Source organism: Paraburkholderia sp. 40, from assembly GCF_050434105.1.
In the GTDB taxonomy this organism is placed as follows: Bacteria; Pseudomonadota; Gammaproteobacteria; order Burkholderiales; family Burkholderiaceae; genus Paraburkholderia; species Paraburkholderia tuberum.
The window spans coordinates 1-19393 of record NZ_JBNPVY010000004.1 but is presented as its reverse complement, the minus strand read 5'-3'; the positions used below and the strand labels follow the sequence as shown (position 1 = coordinate 19393).

The window sequence follows — 19393 nt, the reverse complement described above, 5'->3', positions numbered from 1 at the left end:
ACTGAAAGCTCGATGAAGACGATGAATCCGGCGGTGGCCGAGTGCTCAAACGCCTGCATTATCCGCTCGACGTGATTCTGATTTGCGTGCGCCGGTACGTGGCCTATCCGCTGAGCCTACGGCACCTTGAAGACATGATGGCTGAGCGCGGCGTTTCGGTCGATCATTCGACTGTGCACCGCTGGGCCATCAAGCTGTTGCCGGTGCTGGAGAAAGTGTTTCGCCGCCGCAAGCGGCCGGTGGGTAAGAGCTGGCGGATGGACGAGACGTACATCCGCGTCAAGGGGGAATGGCGGTATCTTTACCGGGCCGTCGACAAGGACGGCAACACCATTGACTTTCTGCTACGCGCCCATCGGGACAAGACTGCGGCCCGGCGTTACTTTGAGAAATCGATCGCCCAGAACGGTGTACCCGAGACGGTAACCATCGACAAAAGCGGCGCCAATCTCGCCGCGCTCGAAGCGATCAATGCCGATTGTGAAGCGCCCATCAGGATCCGCCAGTCCAAATATCTCAATAACCTCGTTGAGCAGGATCATCGGGCGATCAAACGACGAACGCGGCCCACGCTGGGGTTCAAGACCTTTCGCTGTGCCCGGATCCTTCTGGCCGGCATTGAGATTATGCACATGATCGCCAAAGGACAGATGAAATGTGCTCGCGGAACCCACCCGTCCGCCGCTGATCAATTCTACGAGCTCGCAATATAAGCAGTACTTCGCATATCGATCTCGCTCGCTCTTTGATCCTTACTGCGACAAAGCCTGGGGCTGGACGGAAACGCGCATCGAACGCGATTTTGTCGAACTGAACCGCCACGGCAGGTTGCGCCCGGTGCAGCGCCGTACGGCGACAGCCGTCGCCCCCACGAGCCGGTTACCGGCAACGCGGGCAATGTGATTCGCCGCCCGCCGCGTGAGTGTAGCCAGCGCCTCATCGTTCAGCGCCGCAAGCGCGGCCCGGTAGCGCGTCTCATGTTCATCGATCATCTGCCCGGCCAGTTCAATCGTGGCCTTGCAGCGCGCGAGCGCGTCACGATGCTGCGTCATCAACGCATCCGTCGCTGCCCACGCCTCCGTCCGCACGACATCCAGACTGCCCGCGCCTGCCTGCCGGATGCGCTCCGGCATGGCCTCGTAGAGTCGCCTGTCGTGCTCGAGCATGACCAGCACAGACCACAGCGCATCGTTGTCGCGGAGGTTGAGCGCACTCGATACCCGACGCATTCGCAGCACACTGGCATCGTCGGGCAATTCGCCCGTGACGTCGAGAAACAGACAGGAAAGCTCGTCCACCGGCCTGCCCTGCCTGCTATCCATCGACCGTTACCTTGGCGAACATGGCATCGCACAACGAACGCCAACGCAATAGCTCGACCCGTTCACCGATATGCATCGTCTCCGCTGCCTTGCGAATCGACATGCGCTGACTGCGAAGCTCGTCCGCGACCCGATCCGCAAGATCAGGAAAATCCAGTGAGTGACCGCGCGATTCGATGGAACGGCGAAGCTGCGACCCCTGATACAGCCTGAACTTCTCCGCCGGACCGAAGTAGCCATTGCGTACGACGTTCATCGCCGCGTCCGGGAACGTCTCGTTGAAAGCGCTCAGCAATTCAAGGCTGTCGCGTTGCCGGTTGATCACCAACAGGACAACAAGCCGGCGCCGAAGCTCGCCAAGCGCGCCGGCCAGTGTCGCCCCGAACTGCTCAACACCCGTCTGGCTCCGCGCCGCCGTGTTGACAACGATCGCGGCGTCCCGTTGCTCATCGCAGAAATTGACGAGGCCGATCCAGCCGTCTGCATCGTCCAGGTTATAGGCGATGCAGCGCATCTCACCCTGAACCGCTTTCATCACGTCCGGATTGGAGGTATCGGTTTCCACCAGCGCGGCATGAATATCCCGCCGTAGCAGATAATCGGCCAGCGCGAGCGCAACAAAACTCTTGCCTACGCCGCCCTTGCTGCCACCAACGAGATAGATGGGGTAAGTCGTCGTGTCCATTTGAATCCTCTAAAGGTTCTCAGTGTCAGGCCTGATCTCGAATGAGAACGCGTCACGCATCACCATGCTTCCCGGCCTACTGACAATCTCTCCCGCATCCTGCTTTTGATTTTCTCTGACAGCCTCCGCGCGCGGTACATCGTCCTTGCTTACCTTCTTCGTACGAGGCGATGGCGCGGCATTGTCCCGTGCCGATTCCTTTGCAGACTGTCGAGCTGGTTTGTCTTTCTTCGATGGGTATAACGCGTACTTGACAGAGCCAACGCTAAAATCAATGCCCTTCTTCCGTGCATGTTCAACGATTTCTTCCAGCGTATATCCCTTCTTCCTCACCGCACGGATTACCAGACGCATCTCTTTCATCGCATCGGTAATAGAGACGCGCTGCTCGGCCTCTGGCTTGACCGGCAGTGATTCCAGAGTGCGGACAAGCGCATCCCATTGCGCCCGGGTATAGCTTTTCGCAACTGGCATGGCTCGCTCCGTCGTGCTCTCTTTATCCCATCTTGTTCACTCGGGAAGACCTCGTCAACACCTGTTTTTGGCCGGATTTTCGCTATCGGAACGTCATGGAATCAGACGGATCGCGTTGGAATAAAAGAAATCTTTTGGACACGCCTGGCACGAGCAACGGACCGGGCCGATGTCCGGAAAGACGTAGCGAAGGGATTCCGGGCAAACTCCACGACGGCGCAGGCGCAGAATGATCACAGGCAACGGGCTGAATCGTGCTGGCCATCAGGATTCACATAATGGAACTGCGAGCCGATAGAGACACGATAGTCTCGCAGACTATATCCCTTACTCTACGAACTCCCGATAGCCCTGCCTGCATATCTTTGGGAAAGACCGGCGAGATTTTAGGAGATCAACAGCCGCCCGAAGCTGAATCGACGTTGCCGATTCAGCGCGTGCGATTACCGACTCCAGCCGCGGCCCTCGCAGACATCTGACATTCAGGTAGCGGCAGTGGACCGGATCACTACGCAGAAATCCGCCTGCCCAGTATGCAGACTCGTTCAATCGACATCCCGCACCATGAGATACGGTGTGCGGTCGAGCAAAGGAAGAACAGTGGATTCATGGGGTGCATCCCGCGGACGCATCTGGCCACCTTACGGAAATTCCCGGCCAACCTCGCTGAAAGCGCTTAGCCGGGAGATAAAAACGGACATTGAAACGAGGTATGGCAGGATAGGCTTGCGCCGGTTTTTGGCGCCATGCGCATTGCCACATCCGTCCACTAACGCCGATGGAATCGGGAGAGACAGTCGAGTTCGTCGCCGGATGCAAACGCGAGTCGATCTCGGCGACGAGCACGTCAACGTATCTTTGCACTGCCAATATGGCGCAGCGTCTCGAGCGAGCCATCCATACGCTAGCTCTACCCGAACGCACCCACCGCGCACGTTTCTCGCGAAGCCTCACCGATGACGACGGCTATCTGGTATCGCGAAGATAGATCGAACGGAATTAAGCCACTTGCTGCCGATCGATCGTCTCAGGCAGTGACCTACCGAGAGCGGTCGCTTGCCTTCCCTCCCGGTTCTTGCCCATGTTCTCGAATATATTGGAAATATGGAAGAGAACGAAGTTATCCGCGTTCTATTCAAAGCTGTTCGCCGCCGAGCCGACCCGAGTGGAAAGCGACTACGCGAAATGGATGCTGGACGATCCGCGCATCAACTTCGCCATTTCCACACGCGGTAGTGCCGCCGGGGTGGACCACCTGGGTTTCCAGGTGGATGACGCCGCTGGACTGGCCGAGCTTAAAGCGCGTGCAGAGGCTGCAGACATGGCATTGCTGGACGATGGCGAGACCACCTGCTGCTACGCTCGTAGCGACAAACACTGGATCACCGATCCGCAAGGCATTGCATGGGAACACTTCCATTCGCTGGGAAACATCCCGGTGTTGCGAGGGCAAGCAGAAAGACGTGCCCACCGAAGGCTCCGCGTGCTGCGCGCCGCAAGCGCCGCGTGGAAAGCCGGTCGGCATCGCGGTGAAATCTGGTTCGTCCTGCTGCTAGGAGCGTTGCCATGGCCGGCAAGACCACCAACGTCCTGATCCTCTGCACCCACAACTCTGCACACAGCGTGCTGAGTGAAGGCATGCTCAACCACTGGGCACAACTGCTCGGCAAAGACGTACGCGCTTACGGCGCTGGCAGCGCACCGAGCGGCCACCTCTGTCATCGGCTCGAGCGTGACTAACGGTGCCTGCAAGGTGTACGGCAAATCGACGTGACAGAGGCGCTGATAAGTCGCCGCACGTCCCGCAATGCCCAGATCGCCGTGGCGGGCGTGGTACCCCATACTTGCAGCCCGGCGTGCTCCCAGCGCGCGACGAAGCGGCCATCGACGGCCCTGTAGAGCCAGCACCATGGCCGCCCGTCCTTCAGGCCGAGCAGGCGCCGACGGCGCAGATCGAAATCCGGTGGTGCGAGCGCCTCGATCGCCTCCCAACCGGTTGTCTCGGACCAGGTGAGGCACGTGCCCCGGATGGCGGTCCAGATCTCGTCCCGACGAGCTTGCCGACGGGCGGCACAGGTCGCCAGCCGCACGCTTTTGTTGATGTTCGTTAATCATGCTAGCGCCTGCAAATTGAAAGAAAGGTGAAGGGAAAACGTCGCACACCTCAGCATCGACACCCCGCGATCATGACGGGTCAGCAGATCGCAGCGGATAGCGGTGCATACGTCGATCGTCGCCGAATCACGCTTGATATCCTTACGAGATTGCGGCGCACTTGCGCGCGCCCAGAATGCGCCTGGATCTGATCAACAGACTGCGTCATCGGACTAAAGTCTCATTGTCCTGTCGGAACGTTCGCACCATCATTAGAAGGGGTACAGCGCGCTCAGCGCACCCAACCGAATGCAAGTTGAAAGCCTGTGCGCCGGACGGACGAGGTGACAGGAGACCTTCCTGACCTGCGCCTTGCGCAGGCGACGCCATCGAAACCGGCCCGGTCGGACATCGAGGCTATTGCAAAGCGCTCGCCATCCAGGCGCGAACCCTCCGGAGGGGCGTCTGGTTATGCAAATTTCACACATGGCGCTCTCTAATAGAAGCCGCGGTAGGTCTTTCGCGTTTCCGAAACGGTTAAAGACCAAGGATCCATCATGGTCTGGCTAGCCGATACCCTCCGACACTATCCTGAAATTGCCCTATTCCTTGCACTCGGAATCGGCTACTGGGTTGGCGGAAAAAGCTTTAAGGGGTTCAGTCTGGGCGCGGTGGCAGCGACCCTGCTGGTGGCGATCGCCATCGGGCAGCTTCACATCACGATTTCGCCCAACGTTAAATCTGTATTCTTTCTGATGTTCCTGTTCGCCGTAGGCTATGGGGTCGGGCCGCAGTTTGTGCGTGGCATTGCAAAGGACGGCGCGCCTCAGGCACTGTTTTCCGTCGTTCAATGTGTGCTGTGCCTCGCGGCACCAATCGTTGCCGCGAAACTCGCGGGTTACGACGTCGGATCCGCGGCCGGGCTGCTCGCCGGATCGCAAACCACTTCGGCATCCATGGGTCTGGCCACAGATGCCATCAACCGGCTTGGCTTACCGGCAGACCAGACAAAGGCGCTGCTCGATGCGATGCCGACTGCGTACGCGGTGTCGTATATCTTCGGCACGGTTGGCTCTGCGTTGATCCTCGCCACGCTTGGCCCAAAGCTGCTGGGCATAGATCTGGTCGCTGCATGCAAGGAGTATGAGGCGAGCTTGGGCGGCACGCAGGACCTGGGCGGCCCGGGCCAGGCATGGCACCGCTACGAATTGCGCGCGTACAGGCTTCCCGCCGACACGCTGGCTGCGGGCAAGACGGTGAGCCAGGTGGAAGCACTCGAGCCCGCAGGGATGCGCCTGTTCATCGAGCGGATCCGGCGCGGGACCGTGATTGAAGAGGCGACGCTCGATTTCGTTCTTCAGCCAGATGACGTGGTAGCGGTAGCGGGTCGCCCGGAGCAACTCATCGCGTTGCTTGGAACGAAGGACATGGAGATGGACGGTACCGGCGACCAGCTTGTTGCAGTTCACGCAAGAGCCCTGGAAGTGGACGACCCCAAGTTGCTCGCCGTACCGGCAGAAGGCGTGGACGTCTATGTGACCAGCAAGGCGGTGGACGGAAAGACGCTGGCCGAGCTTGCCACGTTACCCGCAGCGCGTGGCGTCTACCTGAGAAAGATCAAGCGCGGACCCACCGAAACGCCGATCCCTGTTCTGCCGAACACAAAGTTGTACCGCGGAGACACAGTGACGATTGCCGGACGCACACAGGACACGACTGCCGCTGCGAAGGCGCTCGGCGTGCTGGACAGGCCAACCAGTGTGACTGACGTGGCCTTCATGTGTCTCGCGATCACGATCGGCGCGCTGGTCGGCACGATTGTTATCAAGGTCGGTGCTGTTACGATCACCTGGTCCACCGCCGGTGGCTCGTTGATAGCTGGCATTGTGTTCGGCTGGCTGCGCGCGATTCATCCCACGTTCGGCCGCATACCGGAACCGACTGTCTGGTTCATGCGCACAGTCGGATTGAATGTGTTCATCGCGGTAGTTGGCATTACGGCGGGCCCCGGATTCGTCACCGGTCTTCAGCACCTGGGCGTCAGCCTGTTCCTGTGGGGCATTTTCGCCACGTCCGTTCCGCTGATTCTCGGCATGTTCATCGCCAAGTATGTGTTCCGCTTCCATCCCGCCATCCTGCTTGGTGTGTGCGCCGGCGCGAGAACCACGACGGCGTCGCTCGGCATGGTCTGTGACGCGGCGAAGAGTCAGATCCCCGGCCTCGGATACACGGTGACCTACGCAGTCAGCAACACGCTCCTGACCATCTGGGGCATGGTGATCGTGATGATCATGGCCTGACGCGGCCCACAGGGCCGCCGCAACCTCAATGTTGTGGCGACGGGCTGGCGTCCCGGCACGGTCGCGACAACGTCCGGGATCGCCCGCTGGAGGAGTCGCCGAAGGACGTGAAGAGGGAACTGCATACCCGTTACGAGTCGATCAGAACCGAGCCGGACAAGCTGAAGTTTGTCTTCCCGGTCAGAACACCGGTAGCGCTGTCCGACCGCCTCGATCAATTCCCTTCGTGTTGCCATGCTGAGCCGCCTCGTCATAAGTCGCCCCCGCCAGCCGTCTGACAGGTAGCAAATTACATGAGGCAACGACCCCGACTCGGTAGCAAATAATTTGAGTCAATGCGCCCGCCCTGATCCCATCGTCGATGTATGGGACAGCGAAGTCGTACCGCTGCTGCGCAACTCGCCCAATCTGATGGGCATCACGGTCCTGCGCAAGCTGCAGGATGATCACCCGGATCGTTATCCCGATAGCATGCGGCGCACGCTGGAGCGTGCGTATCCGCCAGTGGCGGGCGCTCGAAGGGCCAACCCAAGAGGTGCTTCCCCCAGGAACATCAGCCCGGCGTGCGGGGACTGCCCGCGCGCAATGGCTCGAACGCCGGCGCGCAGAGCTGCTTCCCGCGGTCGAGTACTTCCACGTCGCTTTCACACTCCCCGAGTCTATCGTCGCGCTCGCGTACCAGAACAAGAAGACCCTCTACGATCTGCTGTTTCGCACCAGCGCCGAGACGCTGCGCACGATCGCCGCCGATCCGAGACACCTGGGCGCGGAACTCGGCTTCATCACGGTCCTGCACACGTGGGGGCAGAATTTGCTACGCCACCTGACCCGAGCGATGTGTACTGACCGGGATCAGCACCATCCACGCGCACGTTGGTCTTCCCCCATGCGGCCAACGCGAACCCGTTCGTGCTTTAGCGTCGTCGCACCATCACAATGCCGCGAAACTCTGGATTCCCTGCCCATTGACGTCCGCATTCCCGCCGCGTTCGCACAACGGGCCCGGACAACCGCCGGGTCCCGGCGTGCGCCAACCGTGCGCCGAGCATCGCAAATCACCGCGACGATCATCCAATGCCCATAGACGCCAGCGCGTGTGGAGCGGTTTAGCATTAACATTATTTTGATTACCGATTGCGGACTGCCCCCGACCGGCCTGTTCACGCGTCAGTTGCCGCGATCGCCAACGGCAATCGCAACCGTACGGCCGCTTTCGGAGCGTGCGCGATGCGCGTGCAATCGGTCATCTACGGACATCCGCTCACGCTCTCACATGGACGTTCGAATGGCGGCTCTGCCCGGCAAGCAAGCCATTCAATTCGCGAGGACGAACGATGCTTCATCGGCCCTATGGAAAGCTTCGCATAAGGCCGAAGTTGAGTCGTTCGCGGGTTTTCCTCGAAGGGCAGCAACGGATCGCTTTGCGTCGGACGACGCATGGCGCCGATGGCGTCCAACAAGCCACATTCGAGTTTGTCCTGGGGAATCATGAAGCAGCTGCCGTGTTGAGCCAAAGACCGCTGCGTGGATTCGCTTTGTCCACTCCCGCCTTGGCCTCAGACATAGGTAAGCGCCTCGCGTCGGCCGTTCGTGATGTGTCGCGCGCATGTGGCACGCTATCGGTAACGCGTTGATCGATACCTCGCGGATACCGGCAGGAGACGTTGCGGCGATCAGGTTGTCGCTGACGGCGGAGTGGATTGCGTGGGCAACTTGCCGACCATGTTCCAGGGCAGCAGTTCGTCGATGCGACTGATTTTGTGGTCCGCGATGTGAGTCAGGATGTATTCCAGATATGCACGGGGGTTGATGTCATTCAGTTTGCACGAGCCGATCAGACCGTACATGGCAGCGGCCCGTTCGCCTCCACTGTCGGAGCCTGCAAACAGGAAGTTTTTCCTCCCCAGACTTACACAGCGCAGAGCGTTTTCGGCGAGAGCGTTGCTGATCTCAATACGACCGTCTTCGCAGTACAGAACGAGTGCGTTCCATTGATTGAGCGAGTAGCGTATCGCCTTGGCCAACTCGGATTTTGCCGACAGGGTCGCGATCTTGTCCGTCATCCACGCCTTGATGGTCGCGAGCACCGCGAGGCTTCTCTCCTGCCGTACGCGCAATCGTTCGGCGGCGGGCTCGCCCCGGATATCAGCCTCAATGTCGTAGAGTTCGCCGATCAGCTCGAGTACGTGCCTTGTCGACTCAGTCGGCGTGCGGACATGAACGTCGTATATGTACCGTCTCGCGTGATCCCAGCAAGCCGCCTCACGAATCTTGCCGCCTGCATACAGCTCGTCGAAACCACCGTAGGCGTCGGCCTGCAGGACGCCCTTGAATCCGGCCAGATGAGTCTGCGGATGTATCCCCTTTCGGTCGGGCGAGTAGGCAAACCAGACTGCGGCCGGGTCCGTCGAGCCCGAACGGCTGTCGTCGCGAACGTACACCCACAGGCGACCCGTGCGCGTCTTTTTGTTGCCCGGTGCAAGCACCGGGATCGGCGTGTCGTCCGCGTGCAGCTTGAACGTTGCCATCGTGTAGACGCGCAGCGCTTCGGTCAACGGCTCGCACAAAGCCTCGCACTGGCCGACCCAGCGCCCCATGCTGGCGGGGTCGAGCTTAACGCCGTCACGCGCGGCAATTGCCGACTGCCGGTACAGCGGTTGATGATCAGCGAACTTCGAAACGAGGATGTCAGCAAGCAGGCCCGGATGCGCGATGCTGCGCTCAATTGGCAAGCCCGGCATCGGCGGCTGCGAGATGTGATTGCAGCAGGTGCAGACCGCCTTGCGGCGGATCGTGCGAATCACCTTGAACATGGCGGCGACACGGGCAAGCTGCTCGGACACGTCCTCGCCGAGTGGCCGCATGGTGTTGCCGCAGTTCGGGCAGCTCGGATCGGGTTCGAGTACGCGCTCTTCACGCGGCAGATGGGGCGGCAACGCCTCCTTCGAGGCTGCTGCGCCGGCGGGCACACTTGTGCCCGATGTGCGGTCGCGGCGAACATCCGCGACACCGCGCCCACCGCTCAGCTCATCCAGTTCCGTTTCGAGCCGCTCGATCTGCCGGTCCAGCTGCTCGGACTTGCGGCCAAACTGCACCCGTTTGAGTTTGTCGATCTGGGCCTTGAGCTGTTCGATCTCGATATCGCGCTCGGCAAGCTGGGCACGAGCCTCCAGCAGCAAGGCCTTAAGCGCATCGACGTCATCCGGAAGACGGGCATCATCGGTCATGCGCCGGAGTTTACGCGTGCCCCGAAGCGTTTACAACACCGATAGCGCCGCGGTTCGACGCGGCTGCCGCCAGTCAATGCCCTCGAGTAGCATCGAGAGTTGTGCCTGTGTCAGATGGACCTTACCGCCGTCGGCCTGCGGCCAGACAAACCGCCCTCGCTCAAGCCGCTTCGCCAGGAGCCATAGCCCGTCCTCCGTGGCCCACAGGATTTTGATGAGGTCACCGCGCCTGCCCCGGAAGATGAAGACGTTCCCGTCGAACGGATTCTCCTCCAGTGCAGTTTGCACCTTCGCCGCCAGGCCCTGAAATCCGGAACGCATGTCGGTGACGCCAGCCGCAATCCAGATGCGGGTGCCCGCCGGCAGCCCGATCATCGGGACAGTTCTCGTACCAGTAACCGCAGCATATCAGGCGACACGTTGCCGCGGATGCGCAGGCGTGCACGGTCAAATTCGATCTCGCAGACGTTCTCCGACACAGCCTCGCGCATGGACATCGATGTCTCGGTTTCGGCGACAACGCTCACCGGAAGAAACGGTGCAACGTCAACCTCTGACTGCTGTTGCACATGCGCCGGATGTGGTGCTCCGAATACGCCTTGAAGATATTGGCGACGCCATCTGAACAGCAGGTTGGTGTTAATGTCGTTGCGACGCGCGACCAGCGATACGGAAGCTCCCGGTTCGAAGGTCTGTTCGACCAGCTGTCGCTTGAATTCGCGCGGAAAGTTCGGGCGCCTACCGGGCGCTTCGTTCTTGCCATCTACTATGTCGGCCACTTTGGTTCCCGCCCAAAAAATTTGGTGGGAACCAAATTACCTCCATTTATGGCTGCTTAGAGAACGGCCGAGATGAGGCGCTTACGACATAGGCCTTAGCGCGGTGAACATCTTCCCGCGCCACGTCACAATCCAGCGGGCTTTATTACCACGAGACCCGGTGACCGCAGACATTTACCCGTTCAACATCCTGCCGCCATCCGCGACGATTTCTGCACTCTCAGTCCAGGGTACCTGGCGCTTTGGCGATAACGAGGTGGCGGTTGCCGGCCGCTTTCGCCTCAAGTCAGCGGACGCCGTTCGCGACGCGCTGCTCTATGGTATCGGCGTCGGGTATGGCTCGCCGTGGCTTTTCGGGGTCGCGCTGCGAAGCGGGGCTGTGCGGCCGCTTCCCGCGGACCACACGCCGTCGCGCGTGGTTAGCCGCTGACGTTGCGTTTTCGCGACTGGCCAGTGACCACGAGGAAGGCTGCGTACGCGCTAAAGCCGAACAGGCCGGTGCACACGACAATCAGGCTGATTATGTGAAATACGAAGCTCACCAGTCGCCCGCCAAGCAATAAAGAGGCCAGCTGCAGCAAGATGGCCAATACGATTGCTATCCAAGCCCCTTTTTCAATACCGGAATTTTGCAACTCTGTTTTGCGCCGGAAGACAAGCAAGGTTACCACCGCGAAAATGAGCGTCAGTGCCCAGAATGCGTAGAAGGTCATCTGCAGATACCCTGGCGCACTTTGCACAGACGAGTTCATCGATCCGCACCTCAGTTTTTCCAGCCGTTTCTATATGAAAACTACGACCGCAACGGCGGCCAGGCACCTGGACGATTCGGTCATCTATGCCAACATGTCCACAGCACGCTTCTGTTTGCACCAGGAGTCTCCGGCGCGGAGCACGAAGTTCAATTCCGGTCTCGACACGGCGGGAATCTGTTTCAACATAGATTGCATTTTTCTTGGAGTCAATCTGACTGGAAAGCGACGTCGCGGGATGGAAATAGCTCTCCATGAACATCTGATCTGCTGAGCGACTGTCTCGCGGACTTCCGATTGCCGATGTAACGCCGCCATCTGGTTCGCAAGAACATACGTGGCAGCTCGAATGGCGCGGTGCATCATGCCTTCAACCGTCGAGCGCAGGAGCGCCACTACGTGGAAACAGGGTTTTGGGCGAGAAAACTTTGTCCGCTGTTGATACGGCAACCGACAGACCGACATCCGCTCCCTACGCCCGCAACGGGTCGTCGTTTGCCGCCGATCGCGACCGTCGGTGTTCAGCTCGCTCACCAAAGCTTGCCGTCGGACCGGGTGCGGCCAACTGCGGTCGGTGGCGATCACGTTAGCGCGGACGGTCGAACGTCGCTTCAAGTCAGGCTGCGGACGTTAAGCCCGTTGCCATGCTGGTCGCGTTTTCGGCCGATATAGAGGCCTTTGCTTTCGGATGGTAAACGTACCGACGCGGCCTATCATGAATGAGTGAATCTGTCCGGGAGCATGTTCATGCAGATCACGCGTTGCCTGACAGGCCTGCTCGTGCTGCTGGCCATGCTGTTCGCTGGATGCCAGGGCGGAAGCAGTGGCGGCACCGTCGTCACGCAAGGGCCGCCCGCCGGCATGAGTGAGCACGATGAATCGGTGGTCTACGCCCAAGGGCAGGAAATTATCCCCGATACGCCGAGCAGCAGCGGTGGAACGATCACGCAATACAGCGTGTCGCCTCCGCTGCCTGCCGGCCTGAGCCTGAATCCCCAGACTGGCGCGATCACCGGCACGCCCACCGCCGTCAGCAACGCCACTATTTATACGATCACGGGCACCAATGCGGCAGGCAGCACCACCACGCTGGTGGAGATCGAGGTCAAGGCCACCGATGTGGCGCCGGATAGCCTGAGCTTGCCCCACGTGTACGCCTTCGCGCGCGCGCTGCGCATGGATACGCGGTGCCTCATGCGTATGGCGGGTCTGTGCGGGGCAAGCCGGCGGCGCCGGCCGCGCACCACACGGCCAGGCGCAGGCGGCCGGCGCGCGCCTGATCTGGTGCGCCGGCGCTTCAGTGCCGACGCGACAAACGTGCTGTGGGTCGCAGATGCGACCTATGTACCCACGGGTGAAGGGTTCCTCTATCTGGCGGTCGTGCTGGATGTGTTCAGCCGTCGCATCATCGGCTGGGCGATGTCCAACCATCTGTACACCGAACTGATGTTGCGCGCGCTGGACATGGCGTTGCAGCAACGACGCCATGATGGCGTGATTCGACATTCCGTTCAAGGGTCCATCGAAGCGGGTCATCCCCACATTTGTCAAGACTGAACTGTTTAGAGACTAAACGAATGAGAAATGCAGAACGGAGCGACGTACACTGGATGCTCGACCTGGGCGACAAGAGTCATCAGCGTATCGGTGTATCGGCGTATCGGCGCATAGACAGTTGCCCTCTTTGCTTTCCTCGCGCACCGCGGTCCACCCGAGTGCGCATCTTCAGGCAGGGAAACGGTCGCGGACTTCTGTTCGACTGGAGGGGCGATGGCATACGTACAGCGATGGCGGGACCGCGCCGCGCCGTTGCGTCACGGAAGCATGATCGCGCTTCTTGTGCTCTTCGTCATGATGGTGTTCGTGCTCCCGTTCGTCACCGCGTTGACTAGCGTGGCCGGTCGAATTCTGCAGGACGTGCTTCTCTCGCTGATCCTCCTGAACGGACTAATAACCGCGACGGATCGATCCGGAGAGTTCGCGCTGATCTCGCTGGTCGCCCTCGTGGCTCTCGTTGTGGTCTGGGCGGGATGGCTCCTCCCGACAGTCCTCACGCTGGCGATACGTGACGAAGCGACACTCCTTGCACTTGTGCTGCTTGGCATGGTCGTTGGAATGAGAGTGTTCGGCCCGGGCGCGGTGACACGTGACCGGATCGCCGGAGCTGTCGCGCTTTACATATTGGTGGGAGTAGTTTGGGCTGACGCGTATTACCTCGTCAGCCTCTACGTTCCCGGGGCGTTTGCAGGCGCTACACACAGCGAGATCCCAGAGAATCACTCGATCTGGATTTATTTCAGTTTCGTCACATTGACCACCGTAGGGTATGGCGACATCACGCCTGTCGCCCCCGCGGCGAGATCGCTTTCGAATCTCGAAGCGCTGATCGGCCAACTTTATCCGGCTATCGTGCTTGCACGACTGGTGTCATTGCAGGTGGCGGGTGGTGGGTCCGGAACGAACAAATCGTGATGCCACGCTTCGCGTGACGGCGCGTATTGCGTTGCCGACCACGCGTTGCCACCATACGAACCGAAGCGGGACCGACACAAACAAGCAGATGGCGGTCAACTGTCTTGCATACCGTCGATGCGTCCCGCTTTGACTGCGGCCTTCAACGCCGACCAGTCAGCCTCGTTCTGCTCGGCATAGGCGAGCGCGAATTGCTCGATAGCCTCGTCGAACCGTCGGACTTGCCGAAGTATCCGCAAATGAGCGCGGGATCACCAGCCTTTGCCATCGCGTGGGCAAGGGCGTGGCCGCAAGACACCGCATATTCGCTGAGATCATCAGCCTTAAAGGTGCTGAAATCGAATGCGCCCTTCATGTCACGCAACTGTCGCACGTAAAAATCGATACCCGTAATTCGCGCTTTGGACCAGCCGAGGAAAATGTCGCTGTGGAGGGAGCCCGTGCAAGTTGCTTTGCAATTGACTGGACCGAATCGCCCGACACGAGCGCCCGCGATATCTCCTCGCGCTCGGCCAGCGTCAACGCCAATCTGGAGCGGCGTCGCTGTGGCGGCCGGATTCCGCCCGTCTCAGCCAGAATCCCTTGTGCCGATGAGTGGTTCCGGTCAAAAAGCTGGGCAATACGCTGGAGGGATTCGCCCTTCTGCCAGCGTTCCCGCATCAGCGCTTTCTGGGTCTCGGTGTAATAAATCCGGCGTCGTTGCTTCATCTGCAACACTCCCACTGCTTGCGCAGCCTCTAGTGTGTTGCATCCACCGGTTGAATCCGCATGATGAAGCGGCCAGTCGGGCAGAGAGGCCGCTCGTCGCCCCGGCGGTAGTCTCGCGCCATGCGCCGCAAACTCATGGAGTGCAATCGCTGGCTGAGGCCTTTGAACACACTCCCTTCGTGCGGATCGCCGAAATGAAGCAGTACGCTGCAACGGACGCTGGACGGCAGACATGCCTGATTCGCATGCAGCGAACGCATTGGATGTTCAGATATCGAGGCGTGTGATCTTGGAACCGGCCAGCGACACATTGAACATCAGCCCTGAGTCAGTCAGGATGAACACTGCGACGGGTGCGGTGACAGTGGACGAGTCGATCGTCCCGTTGGCGCCGACCTTAACGAGCGCCACCGACGCATCGCCGGACACCGACCAGCCGCTGGCGTTGCGAAAGCTGTTGAGCGCGTCCTGCGTCATGAACAGGTAAATGACGGCCTTCGTCTGGACGCCAAGGATTGCGCCGATCGATCCTGACGAGGTGCTGTAGTAACCAACGGTGCTGCCTCCGATACGCAATGCGCCGTCACCGTGCTCGCCGCCGATGCCAATGCCTGCCTGAACCACGTTCGGAAACACCAGCACGCCTTGCGCTTTCGCGACCAGTTCCTTCGAGCCCGGCACCTTCGCATACAGCTTGGCCAGTGCGTCGTCGACGCTCGCGTCGATCGTTTGACGTTTCGACGTGTTGACCGCGGCACCGCCCGACGATTCCGAAGTCGTACCGCATCCGGAAAGCACCAGACAGCCTAGGGCCATCGCAACAATACCTTTTAGCAAAAAGCCTCTTGTTTGCATTGCGGTTCTCCTTGCACTTGACGAGGAAATGAGCGGACCCGGGACGAGAGCGCTGTATTTTTTATAGCACAGCACTGAGTGGACTACGGTTCCCAATTTTTGGACGTCGGCGCCATATCTACGGCCCCGAACAGATCAAGCTGTTGCTCGAGGGTATTGCCTTCAAGGATGATTTCGTTTGAGCACCTTTTCAGCACGGTTCGTGCCATGCAGCACGGTTCGTGCCATGCTCATTTACACCATGGACGGCAAAAATGTTCTTCGCCAGATCGATACCAACTGTCGTAATTTTCATGATGGGCGCTCCCCTCGGTGGTTGCTTAGACACGTCCACTTTGGCACATCCATCCCTTTCGGGTGGGGGCGTCCATTCCATTAGACTTGACCTTGTCTCGATCGCAGCGGATCGCGGTGCATACGCCGATCGTCGCTGAATCACGCTTGATTTCCTCCGGAGGTTGCGGCGCACTTGCGCGCACCCAGAATGCGCCTGATCAACAGACTGCGTCATCGGACTAAAGTCTCATTGTCCTGTCGGAACGTTCGCACCATCATTAGAAGGGGTACAGCGCGCTCAGCGCGCCCAACTGAATGAAAGTTGAAAGCCTGGTGCGCCGGACGGACGATGTGACAGGAGACCTTCCTGACCTGCGCCTTGCGCAGGCGACGCCATCGAAACCGGCCCGGTCGGACATCGAGGCTATTGCGAAGCGCTCGCCATCCAGGCGCGAACCCTCCGGAGGGGCGTCTGGTTATGCAAATTTCACACATGGCGCTCTCTAATGAAGCCGCGGTAAGTCTTTCGCGTTTCCGAAACGATCAAAGACAAAGGATCCATCATGGTCTGGCTAGCCGATACCCTGCGACACTATCCTGAGATTGCCCTATTCCTTGCACTCGGAATCGGCTACTGGGTGGGCGGGAAAAGCTTTAAGGGGTTCAGTCTGGGCGCGGTGACAGCGACCCTGCTGGTGGCGATCGCCATCGGGCAGCTTCACATCACAATTTCGCCCAATGTTAAGTCTGTGTTTTTCCTGTTGTTCCTGTTCGCCGTAGGCTACGGCGTTGGGCCGCAGTTCGTGCGTGGCATTGCAAAGGACGGCGCGCCTCAGGCACTATTTTCGGTCGTTCAATGTGTGCTGTCCCTCGCCGCACCAATCGTTGCTGCGAAACTCGCGGGTTACGACGTCGGATCCGCGGCCGGGCTGCTCGCCGGGTCCCAAACCATTTCGGCGTCCATGGGTCTGGCCACCGACGCCATCAACCGGCTTGGGCTACCGGCAGACCAGGCAAAGGCGCTGCTGGATGCGATGCCGACTGCGTACGCGGTGTCGTATATCTTCGGCACGGTTGGCTCTGCGTTGATCCTCGCCACTCTTGGCCCAAAGCTGCTGGGCATAGATCTGATCGCGTCATGCAAGGAGTATGAAGCGAGCATGGGCGGCGGCAAGCAGGAGCTGGGCGCCCCGGGCCAGGCATGGCACCGCTACGAATTGCGCGCGTACAGGCTTCCCGCCGACACGCTGGCTGCGGGCAAGACGGTGAGCCAGGTGGAAGCACTTGAGCCCGAAGGGATGCGCCTGTTCATCGAGCGGGTCCGGCGTGGGACCGTGATTGAAGAGGCGACGCTCGATTTCGTTCTTCAGCCAAATGACGTGGTAGCGGTAGCGGGTCGCCGGGAGCAGCTCATCGCGTTGCTCGGAACGAAGGACAAGGACGTGGGCAGCAGCGGCGACCAGCTTGTTGCAACTCAGGCAAGAGCCCAGGAAGTGGACGACCCTGAACTGCTCGCCGTACCGGCAGAAGGCGTGGACGTCTATGTGACAAGCAAGGCGGTGGACGGCAAGACGCTGGCGGAACTCGCCACGTTACCCGCAGCGCGTGGCGTCTACCTGAGAAAGATCAAGCGCGGACCGACGGAAACGGTGATCCCCGTTCTGCCGAAAACAACACTGCACCGGGGCGACACGTTGACGCTTGTTGGGCGCACGCAGGACACGACTGCCGCTGCGAAGGCGCTCGGCGTGCTAGACAGGCCAACCAGTGTGACTGACGTGGCCTTCATGAGCCTCGCGATCACGATCGGCGCGCTGGTCGGCGCGATTGTCATCAAGGTCGGCACTGTTCCGATCACCTTGTCCACCGCCGGTGGCGCGTTGATAGCTGGCATCGTGTTCGGCTGGCTGCGCGCGATTCATCCCACGTTCGGCCGCATACCGGAACCTGCTGTCTGGTTCATGAACTCAGTCGGATTGAATGTGTTCATCGCGGTAGTTGGCATTACGGCGGGCCCCGGATTCGTCACCGGTCTTCAGCACCTGGGCGTCAGCCTGTTCCTGTGGGGCATTTTCGCCACGTCCGTTCCGCTGATTCTCGGCATGTTCATCGCCAAGTATGTGTTCCGCTTCCATCCCGCCATCCTGCTTGGTGCGTGCGCCGGCGCGAGAACCACGACGGCGGCGCTCGGCATGGTCTGTGACGCGGCGAAGAGTCAGATCCCCGGCCTCGGATACACGGTGACCTACGCGGTCGGCAACACGCTCCTGACCATCTGGGGCATGGTGATCGTGATGATCATGGCCTGACGCGGCCCACAGGGCCGCCGCAACCCCAACTTCGCGGCGACGGGCTGGCGTCCCGGCACGGTCGCGACAACGTGCGGGATCGCCCGCTGGAGGAATCGCCGAAGGACGTGAAGAGGGAACTGCATACCCGTTACGAGTCGATCACCACCGAGCCGGACAAGCTAAAGTTTTTCAACCGACAGGTAAGAAGCTCGACAGCAACCAGGTTTGGTAACGGATTTTTTGAACCGTCGTGTGCGTCTTTACAGCGCCATGACGTGCATGCGAAAGACCCATCATTATCTTAAGGAGCTGCACATGGAAACGTCGATCGAGAAGATTACCCCTTATGACGAATTCAATTATCCGATCCCGGAGGCAGAGTTCCCGAAGGCGGGTATGTCGGCGCGCGCAGCGGCGGCCATTGTCATCAGTTCCGAATGGACCGATGCCAATCCGATGCTGAACATGTCGTCGTTCGTCACCACGTGGGCAGAGCCGGAGGCAGCGGAGACGGCAAAGCGCAACATATTCAAGAACTACATCGACCACGACATGTATCCGCAGTTGTTTGCGATGGAAACGCGGATGGTAAAGTGGTTGCATGAGCTATGGAACGGTCCGAAAGGCGTGGAGCCATACGGCACGGCAACCGTCGGGTCGTCGGAAGCCTGCATGTTGGCGGGTCTCGCGCACAAGTGGAATTGGCGCCAGAAGCGTGAAGCGGACGGCAAGGATGCAAGCAAGCCCAATATGGTGACGGGCGGCGACGTGCAGATCGTGTGGAAGAAGTTCCTGCGGTACTTCGACGTTGAACCGCGCATCGTGCCACTGAAGCCGGGCAACTATCGGCTGACGGCTGAAGAACTCGACAAGTACGTCGATGAGAACACGATCGCGGTAGTCGCTATTGCCGGGCAGACCTTCACCGGCGAGGACGATGACATCCAGGGCATTCACGACTGGCTTGACGGCTACGAGAAGAAAACCGGGATTTCGATTCCAATGCATATCGACGGCGCAAACGGAGGCTTCATCAATCCCTTTCTTTATCCTGACTACAAATGGGACTTCCGGTTGCCGCGCGTACAGTCGATCAATGCATCCGGGCACAAATACGGTCTCGTGCCGCCCGGGCTGGGCTGGGTGGTCTTCCGCGAA

At 60.1% G+C, this 19393-nt stretch carries 15 protein-coding genes and 7 pseudogenes; 12 read left to right on the top strand and 10 right to left on the bottom strand.

Translation table 11 applies throughout. From position 1 onward, the window contains the following. Nucleotides 1-12: 12 nt before the first annotated feature. A protein-coding gene (locus tag OKW28_RS21835; protein WP_429448873.1) for an IS6 family transposase occupies nucleotides 13-713 on the top strand; the annotation gives its coding sequence in 2 pieces (ribosomal slippage) (nucleotides 13-37 and nucleotides 37-713; 702 coding nt in all). Between the two features lie 132 nt (nucleotides 714-845). On the opposite strand, the pseudogene OKW28_RS21830 reads toward OKW28_RS21835, so the two are convergent. From OKW28_RS21830 to OKW28_RS21820, 3 genes and pseudogenes are all read right to left on the bottom strand, one after another. Beyond that, nucleotides 846-1322: pseudogene (locus OKW28_RS21830) on the bottom strand (hypothetical protein); the annotation flags it as partial. After that, on the bottom strand, nucleotides 1315-2007 hold the full coding sequence (locus OKW28_RS21825; RefSeq protein ID WP_429448871.1) for a protein mobD: 693 nt from the start codon (nucleotides 2005-2007) through the stop codon (nucleotides 1315-1317). The gene OKW28_RS21825 and the pseudogene OKW28_RS21830, both read right to left, overlap by 8 nt. A 9-nt stretch (nucleotides 2008-2016) precedes the next feature. Beyond that, on the bottom strand, nucleotides 2017-2481 hold the full coding sequence (locus OKW28_RS21820; protein WP_429448869.1) for a hypothetical protein: 465 nt from the start codon (nucleotides 2479-2481) through the stop codon (nucleotides 2017-2019). A gap of 1081 nt (nucleotides 2482-3562) precedes the next feature. Here OKW28_RS21820 and OKW28_RS21815 point away from each other — a divergent pair. From OKW28_RS21815 to OKW28_RS21795, 5 genes and pseudogenes are all read left to right on the top strand, one after another. Further along, nucleotides 3563-4037: pseudogene (locus OKW28_RS21815) on the top strand (ArsI/CadI family heavy metal resistance metalloenzyme). Nucleotides 4038-4047: 10 nt separating this feature from the next. Beyond that, nucleotides 4048-4197, top strand: a pseudogene (locus OKW28_RS21810) (arsenate reductase ArsC); the annotation flags it as partial. A gap of 935 nt (nucleotides 4198-5132) precedes the next feature. After that, nucleotides 5133-6875 (top strand): aspartate-alanine antiporter, encoded by a 1743-nt coding sequence (aspT, locus tag OKW28_RS21805; RefSeq protein WP_429448867.1) that lies wholly within the window; start codon nucleotides 5133-5135, stop codon nucleotides 6873-6875. A 342-nt stretch (nucleotides 6876-7217) separates the two neighbouring features. Then, nucleotides 7218-7450 (top strand): annotated as a pseudogene (locus OKW28_RS21800) (IS21 family transposase); the annotation flags it as partial. Continuing rightward, nucleotides 7450-7698: pseudogene (locus OKW28_RS21795) on the top strand (IS91 family transposase); the annotation flags it as partial. The pseudogenes OKW28_RS21800 and OKW28_RS21795, both read left to right, overlap by 1 nt. 850 nt (nucleotides 7699-8548) lie before the next feature. Here the strand turns inward: OKW28_RS21795 and tnpC are convergent. Genes tnpC through tnpA form a run of 3 tightly spaced genes read right to left on the bottom strand, consistent with a single transcriptional unit; the run spans nucleotide 8549 to nucleotide 10881 of the window. After that, nucleotides 8549-10102 carry an IS66 family transposase gene (gene tnpC / locus OKW28_RS21790; RefSeq protein WP_429444456.1) on the bottom strand — a complete coding sequence of 518 codons (1554 nt, stop codon included), beginning with the start codon at nucleotides 10100-10102 and terminating at the stop codon, nucleotides 8549-8551. A gap of 30 nt (nucleotides 10103-10132) precedes the next feature. Then, entirely contained in the window at nucleotides 10133-10477 is a 345-nt protein-coding gene (gene tnpB, locus OKW28_RS21785) for an IS66 family insertion sequence element accessory protein TnpB (protein ID WP_429444458.1), read from the bottom strand. Continuing rightward, nucleotides 10474-10881 carry an IS66-like element accessory protein TnpA gene (tnpA, locus tag OKW28_RS21780; RefSeq protein ID WP_429444462.1) on the bottom strand — a complete coding sequence of 136 codons (408 nt, stop codon included), beginning with the start codon at nucleotides 10879-10881 and terminating at the stop codon, nucleotides 10474-10476. The genes tnpB and tnpA overlap by 4 nt, the downstream gene beginning before the upstream one ends. Before the next feature lie 160 nt (nucleotides 10882-11041). Here tnpA and OKW28_RS21775 point away from each other — a divergent pair, with 160 nt between their 5' ends. Continuing rightward, nucleotides 11042-11311 carry a hypothetical protein gene (locus OKW28_RS21775; RefSeq protein WP_429448865.1) on the top strand — a complete coding sequence of 90 codons (270 nt, stop codon included), beginning with the start codon at nucleotides 11042-11044 and terminating at the stop codon, nucleotides 11309-11311. Here the strand turns inward: OKW28_RS21775 and OKW28_RS21770 are convergent. Beyond that, entirely contained in the window at nucleotides 11301-11633 is a 333-nt protein-coding gene (locus tag OKW28_RS21770) for a hypothetical protein (RefSeq protein ID WP_429448863.1), read from the bottom strand. The two genes, OKW28_RS21775 and OKW28_RS21770, sit on opposite strands and share 11 nt — an antisense overlap. A gap of 747 nt (nucleotides 11634-12380) precedes the next feature. Here OKW28_RS21770 and OKW28_RS21765 point away from each other — a divergent pair. Continuing rightward, nucleotides 12381-13190 (top strand): DDE-type integrase/transposase/recombinase, encoded by an 810-nt coding sequence (locus OKW28_RS21765; protein WP_429448861.1) that lies wholly within the window; start codon nucleotides 12381-12383, stop codon nucleotides 13188-13190. Between the two features lie 213 nt (nucleotides 13191-13403). Beyond that, nucleotides 13404-14105, top strand: a complete 702-nt coding sequence (locus OKW28_RS21760) for a potassium channel family protein (protein ID WP_429448859.1) — start codon at nucleotides 13404-13406, stop codon at nucleotides 14103-14105. A 142-nt stretch (nucleotides 14106-14247) separates the two neighbouring features. On the opposite strand, the gene OKW28_RS21755 is transcribed toward OKW28_RS21760, so the two are convergent. The 3 genes and pseudogenes from OKW28_RS21755 to OKW28_RS21745 form a co-directional block, all read right to left on the bottom strand. After that, complete coding sequence (locus OKW28_RS21755; RefSeq protein ID WP_429448857.1) at nucleotides 14248-14478, bottom strand: DUF2252 family protein; 231 nt, start codon at nucleotides 14476-14478, stop codon at nucleotides 14248-14250. 53 nt (nucleotides 14479-14531) lie between these two features. Further along, nucleotides 14532-14813, bottom strand: a pseudogene (locus tag OKW28_RS21750) (helix-turn-helix domain-containing protein); the annotation flags it as partial. Between the two features lie 267 nt (nucleotides 14814-15080). Then, nucleotides 15081-15668 (bottom strand): BPSL1445 family SYLF domain-containing lipoprotein, encoded by a 588-nt coding sequence (locus tag OKW28_RS21745; RefSeq protein ID WP_429448855.1) that lies wholly within the window; start codon nucleotides 15666-15668, stop codon nucleotides 15081-15083. A gap of 839 nt (nucleotides 15669-16507) precedes the next feature. Between OKW28_RS21745 and aspT (OKW28_RS21740) the strand changes: the two genes are divergently transcribed. The 3 genes and pseudogenes from aspT (OKW28_RS21740) to OKW28_RS21730 all read left to right on the top strand — a co-directional run. Continuing rightward, the gene (gene aspT / locus OKW28_RS21740; protein WP_429448853.1) at nucleotides 16508-18253 is read left to right on the top strand and encodes an aspartate-alanine antiporter; all 1746 of its coding nucleotides are present in this window, start codon (nucleotides 16508-16510) and stop codon (nucleotides 18251-18253) included. Nucleotides 18254-18283: 30 nt separating this feature from the next. Continuing rightward, nucleotides 18284-18447, top strand: a pseudogene (locus OKW28_RS21735) (bifunctional aspartate transaminase/aspartate 4-decarboxylase); the annotation flags it as partial. A 103-nt stretch (nucleotides 18448-18550) separates the two neighbouring features. Next, a partial coding sequence (locus tag OKW28_RS21730; RefSeq protein WP_429448851.1) for a pyridoxal-dependent decarboxylase occupies nucleotides 18551-19393 on the top strand: 843 nt, incomplete at its 3' end.

Bases quoted from the DNA above. Each gene is read 5' to 3' on its own strand.
- OKW28_RS21825 (WP_429448871.1), bottom strand. From the start codon at position 2,007: ATGGACACGACGACTTACCCCATCTATCTCGTTGGTGGCAGCAAGGGC.
- OKW28_RS21820 (WP_429448869.1), bottom strand. From the start codon at position 2,481: ATGCCAGTTGCGAAAAGCTATACCCGGGCGCAATGGGATGCGCTTGTC.
- aspT (WP_429448867.1), top strand. From the start codon at position 5,133: ATGGTCTGGCTAGCCGATACCCTCCGACACTATCCTGAAATTGCCCTA.
- tnpC (WP_429444456.1), bottom strand. From the start codon at position 10,102: ATGACCGATGATGCCCGTCTTCCGGATGACGTCGATGCGCTTAAGGCC.
- tnpB (WP_429444458.1), bottom strand. From the start codon at position 10,477: ATGATCGGGCTGCCGGCGGGCACCCGCATCTGGATTGCGGCTGGCGTC.
- OKW28_RS21770 (WP_429448863.1), bottom strand. From the start codon at position 11,633: ATGAACTCGTCTGTGCAAAGTGCGCCAGGGTATCTGCAGATGACCTTC.
- OKW28_RS21765 (WP_429448861.1), top strand. From the start codon at position 12,381: ATGCAGATCACGCGTTGCCTGACAGGCCTGCTCGTGCTGCTGGCCATG.
- OKW28_RS21760 (WP_429448859.1), top strand. From the start codon at position 13,404: ATGGCATACGTACAGCGATGGCGGGACCGCGCCGCGCCGTTGCGTCAC.
- OKW28_RS21745 (WP_429448855.1), bottom strand. From the start codon at position 15,668: ATGCAAACAAGAGGCTTTTTGCTAAAAGGTATTGTTGCGATGGCCCTA.
- aspT (WP_429448853.1), top strand. From the start codon at position 16,508: ATGGTCTGGCTAGCCGATACCCTGCGACACTATCCTGAGATTGCCCTA.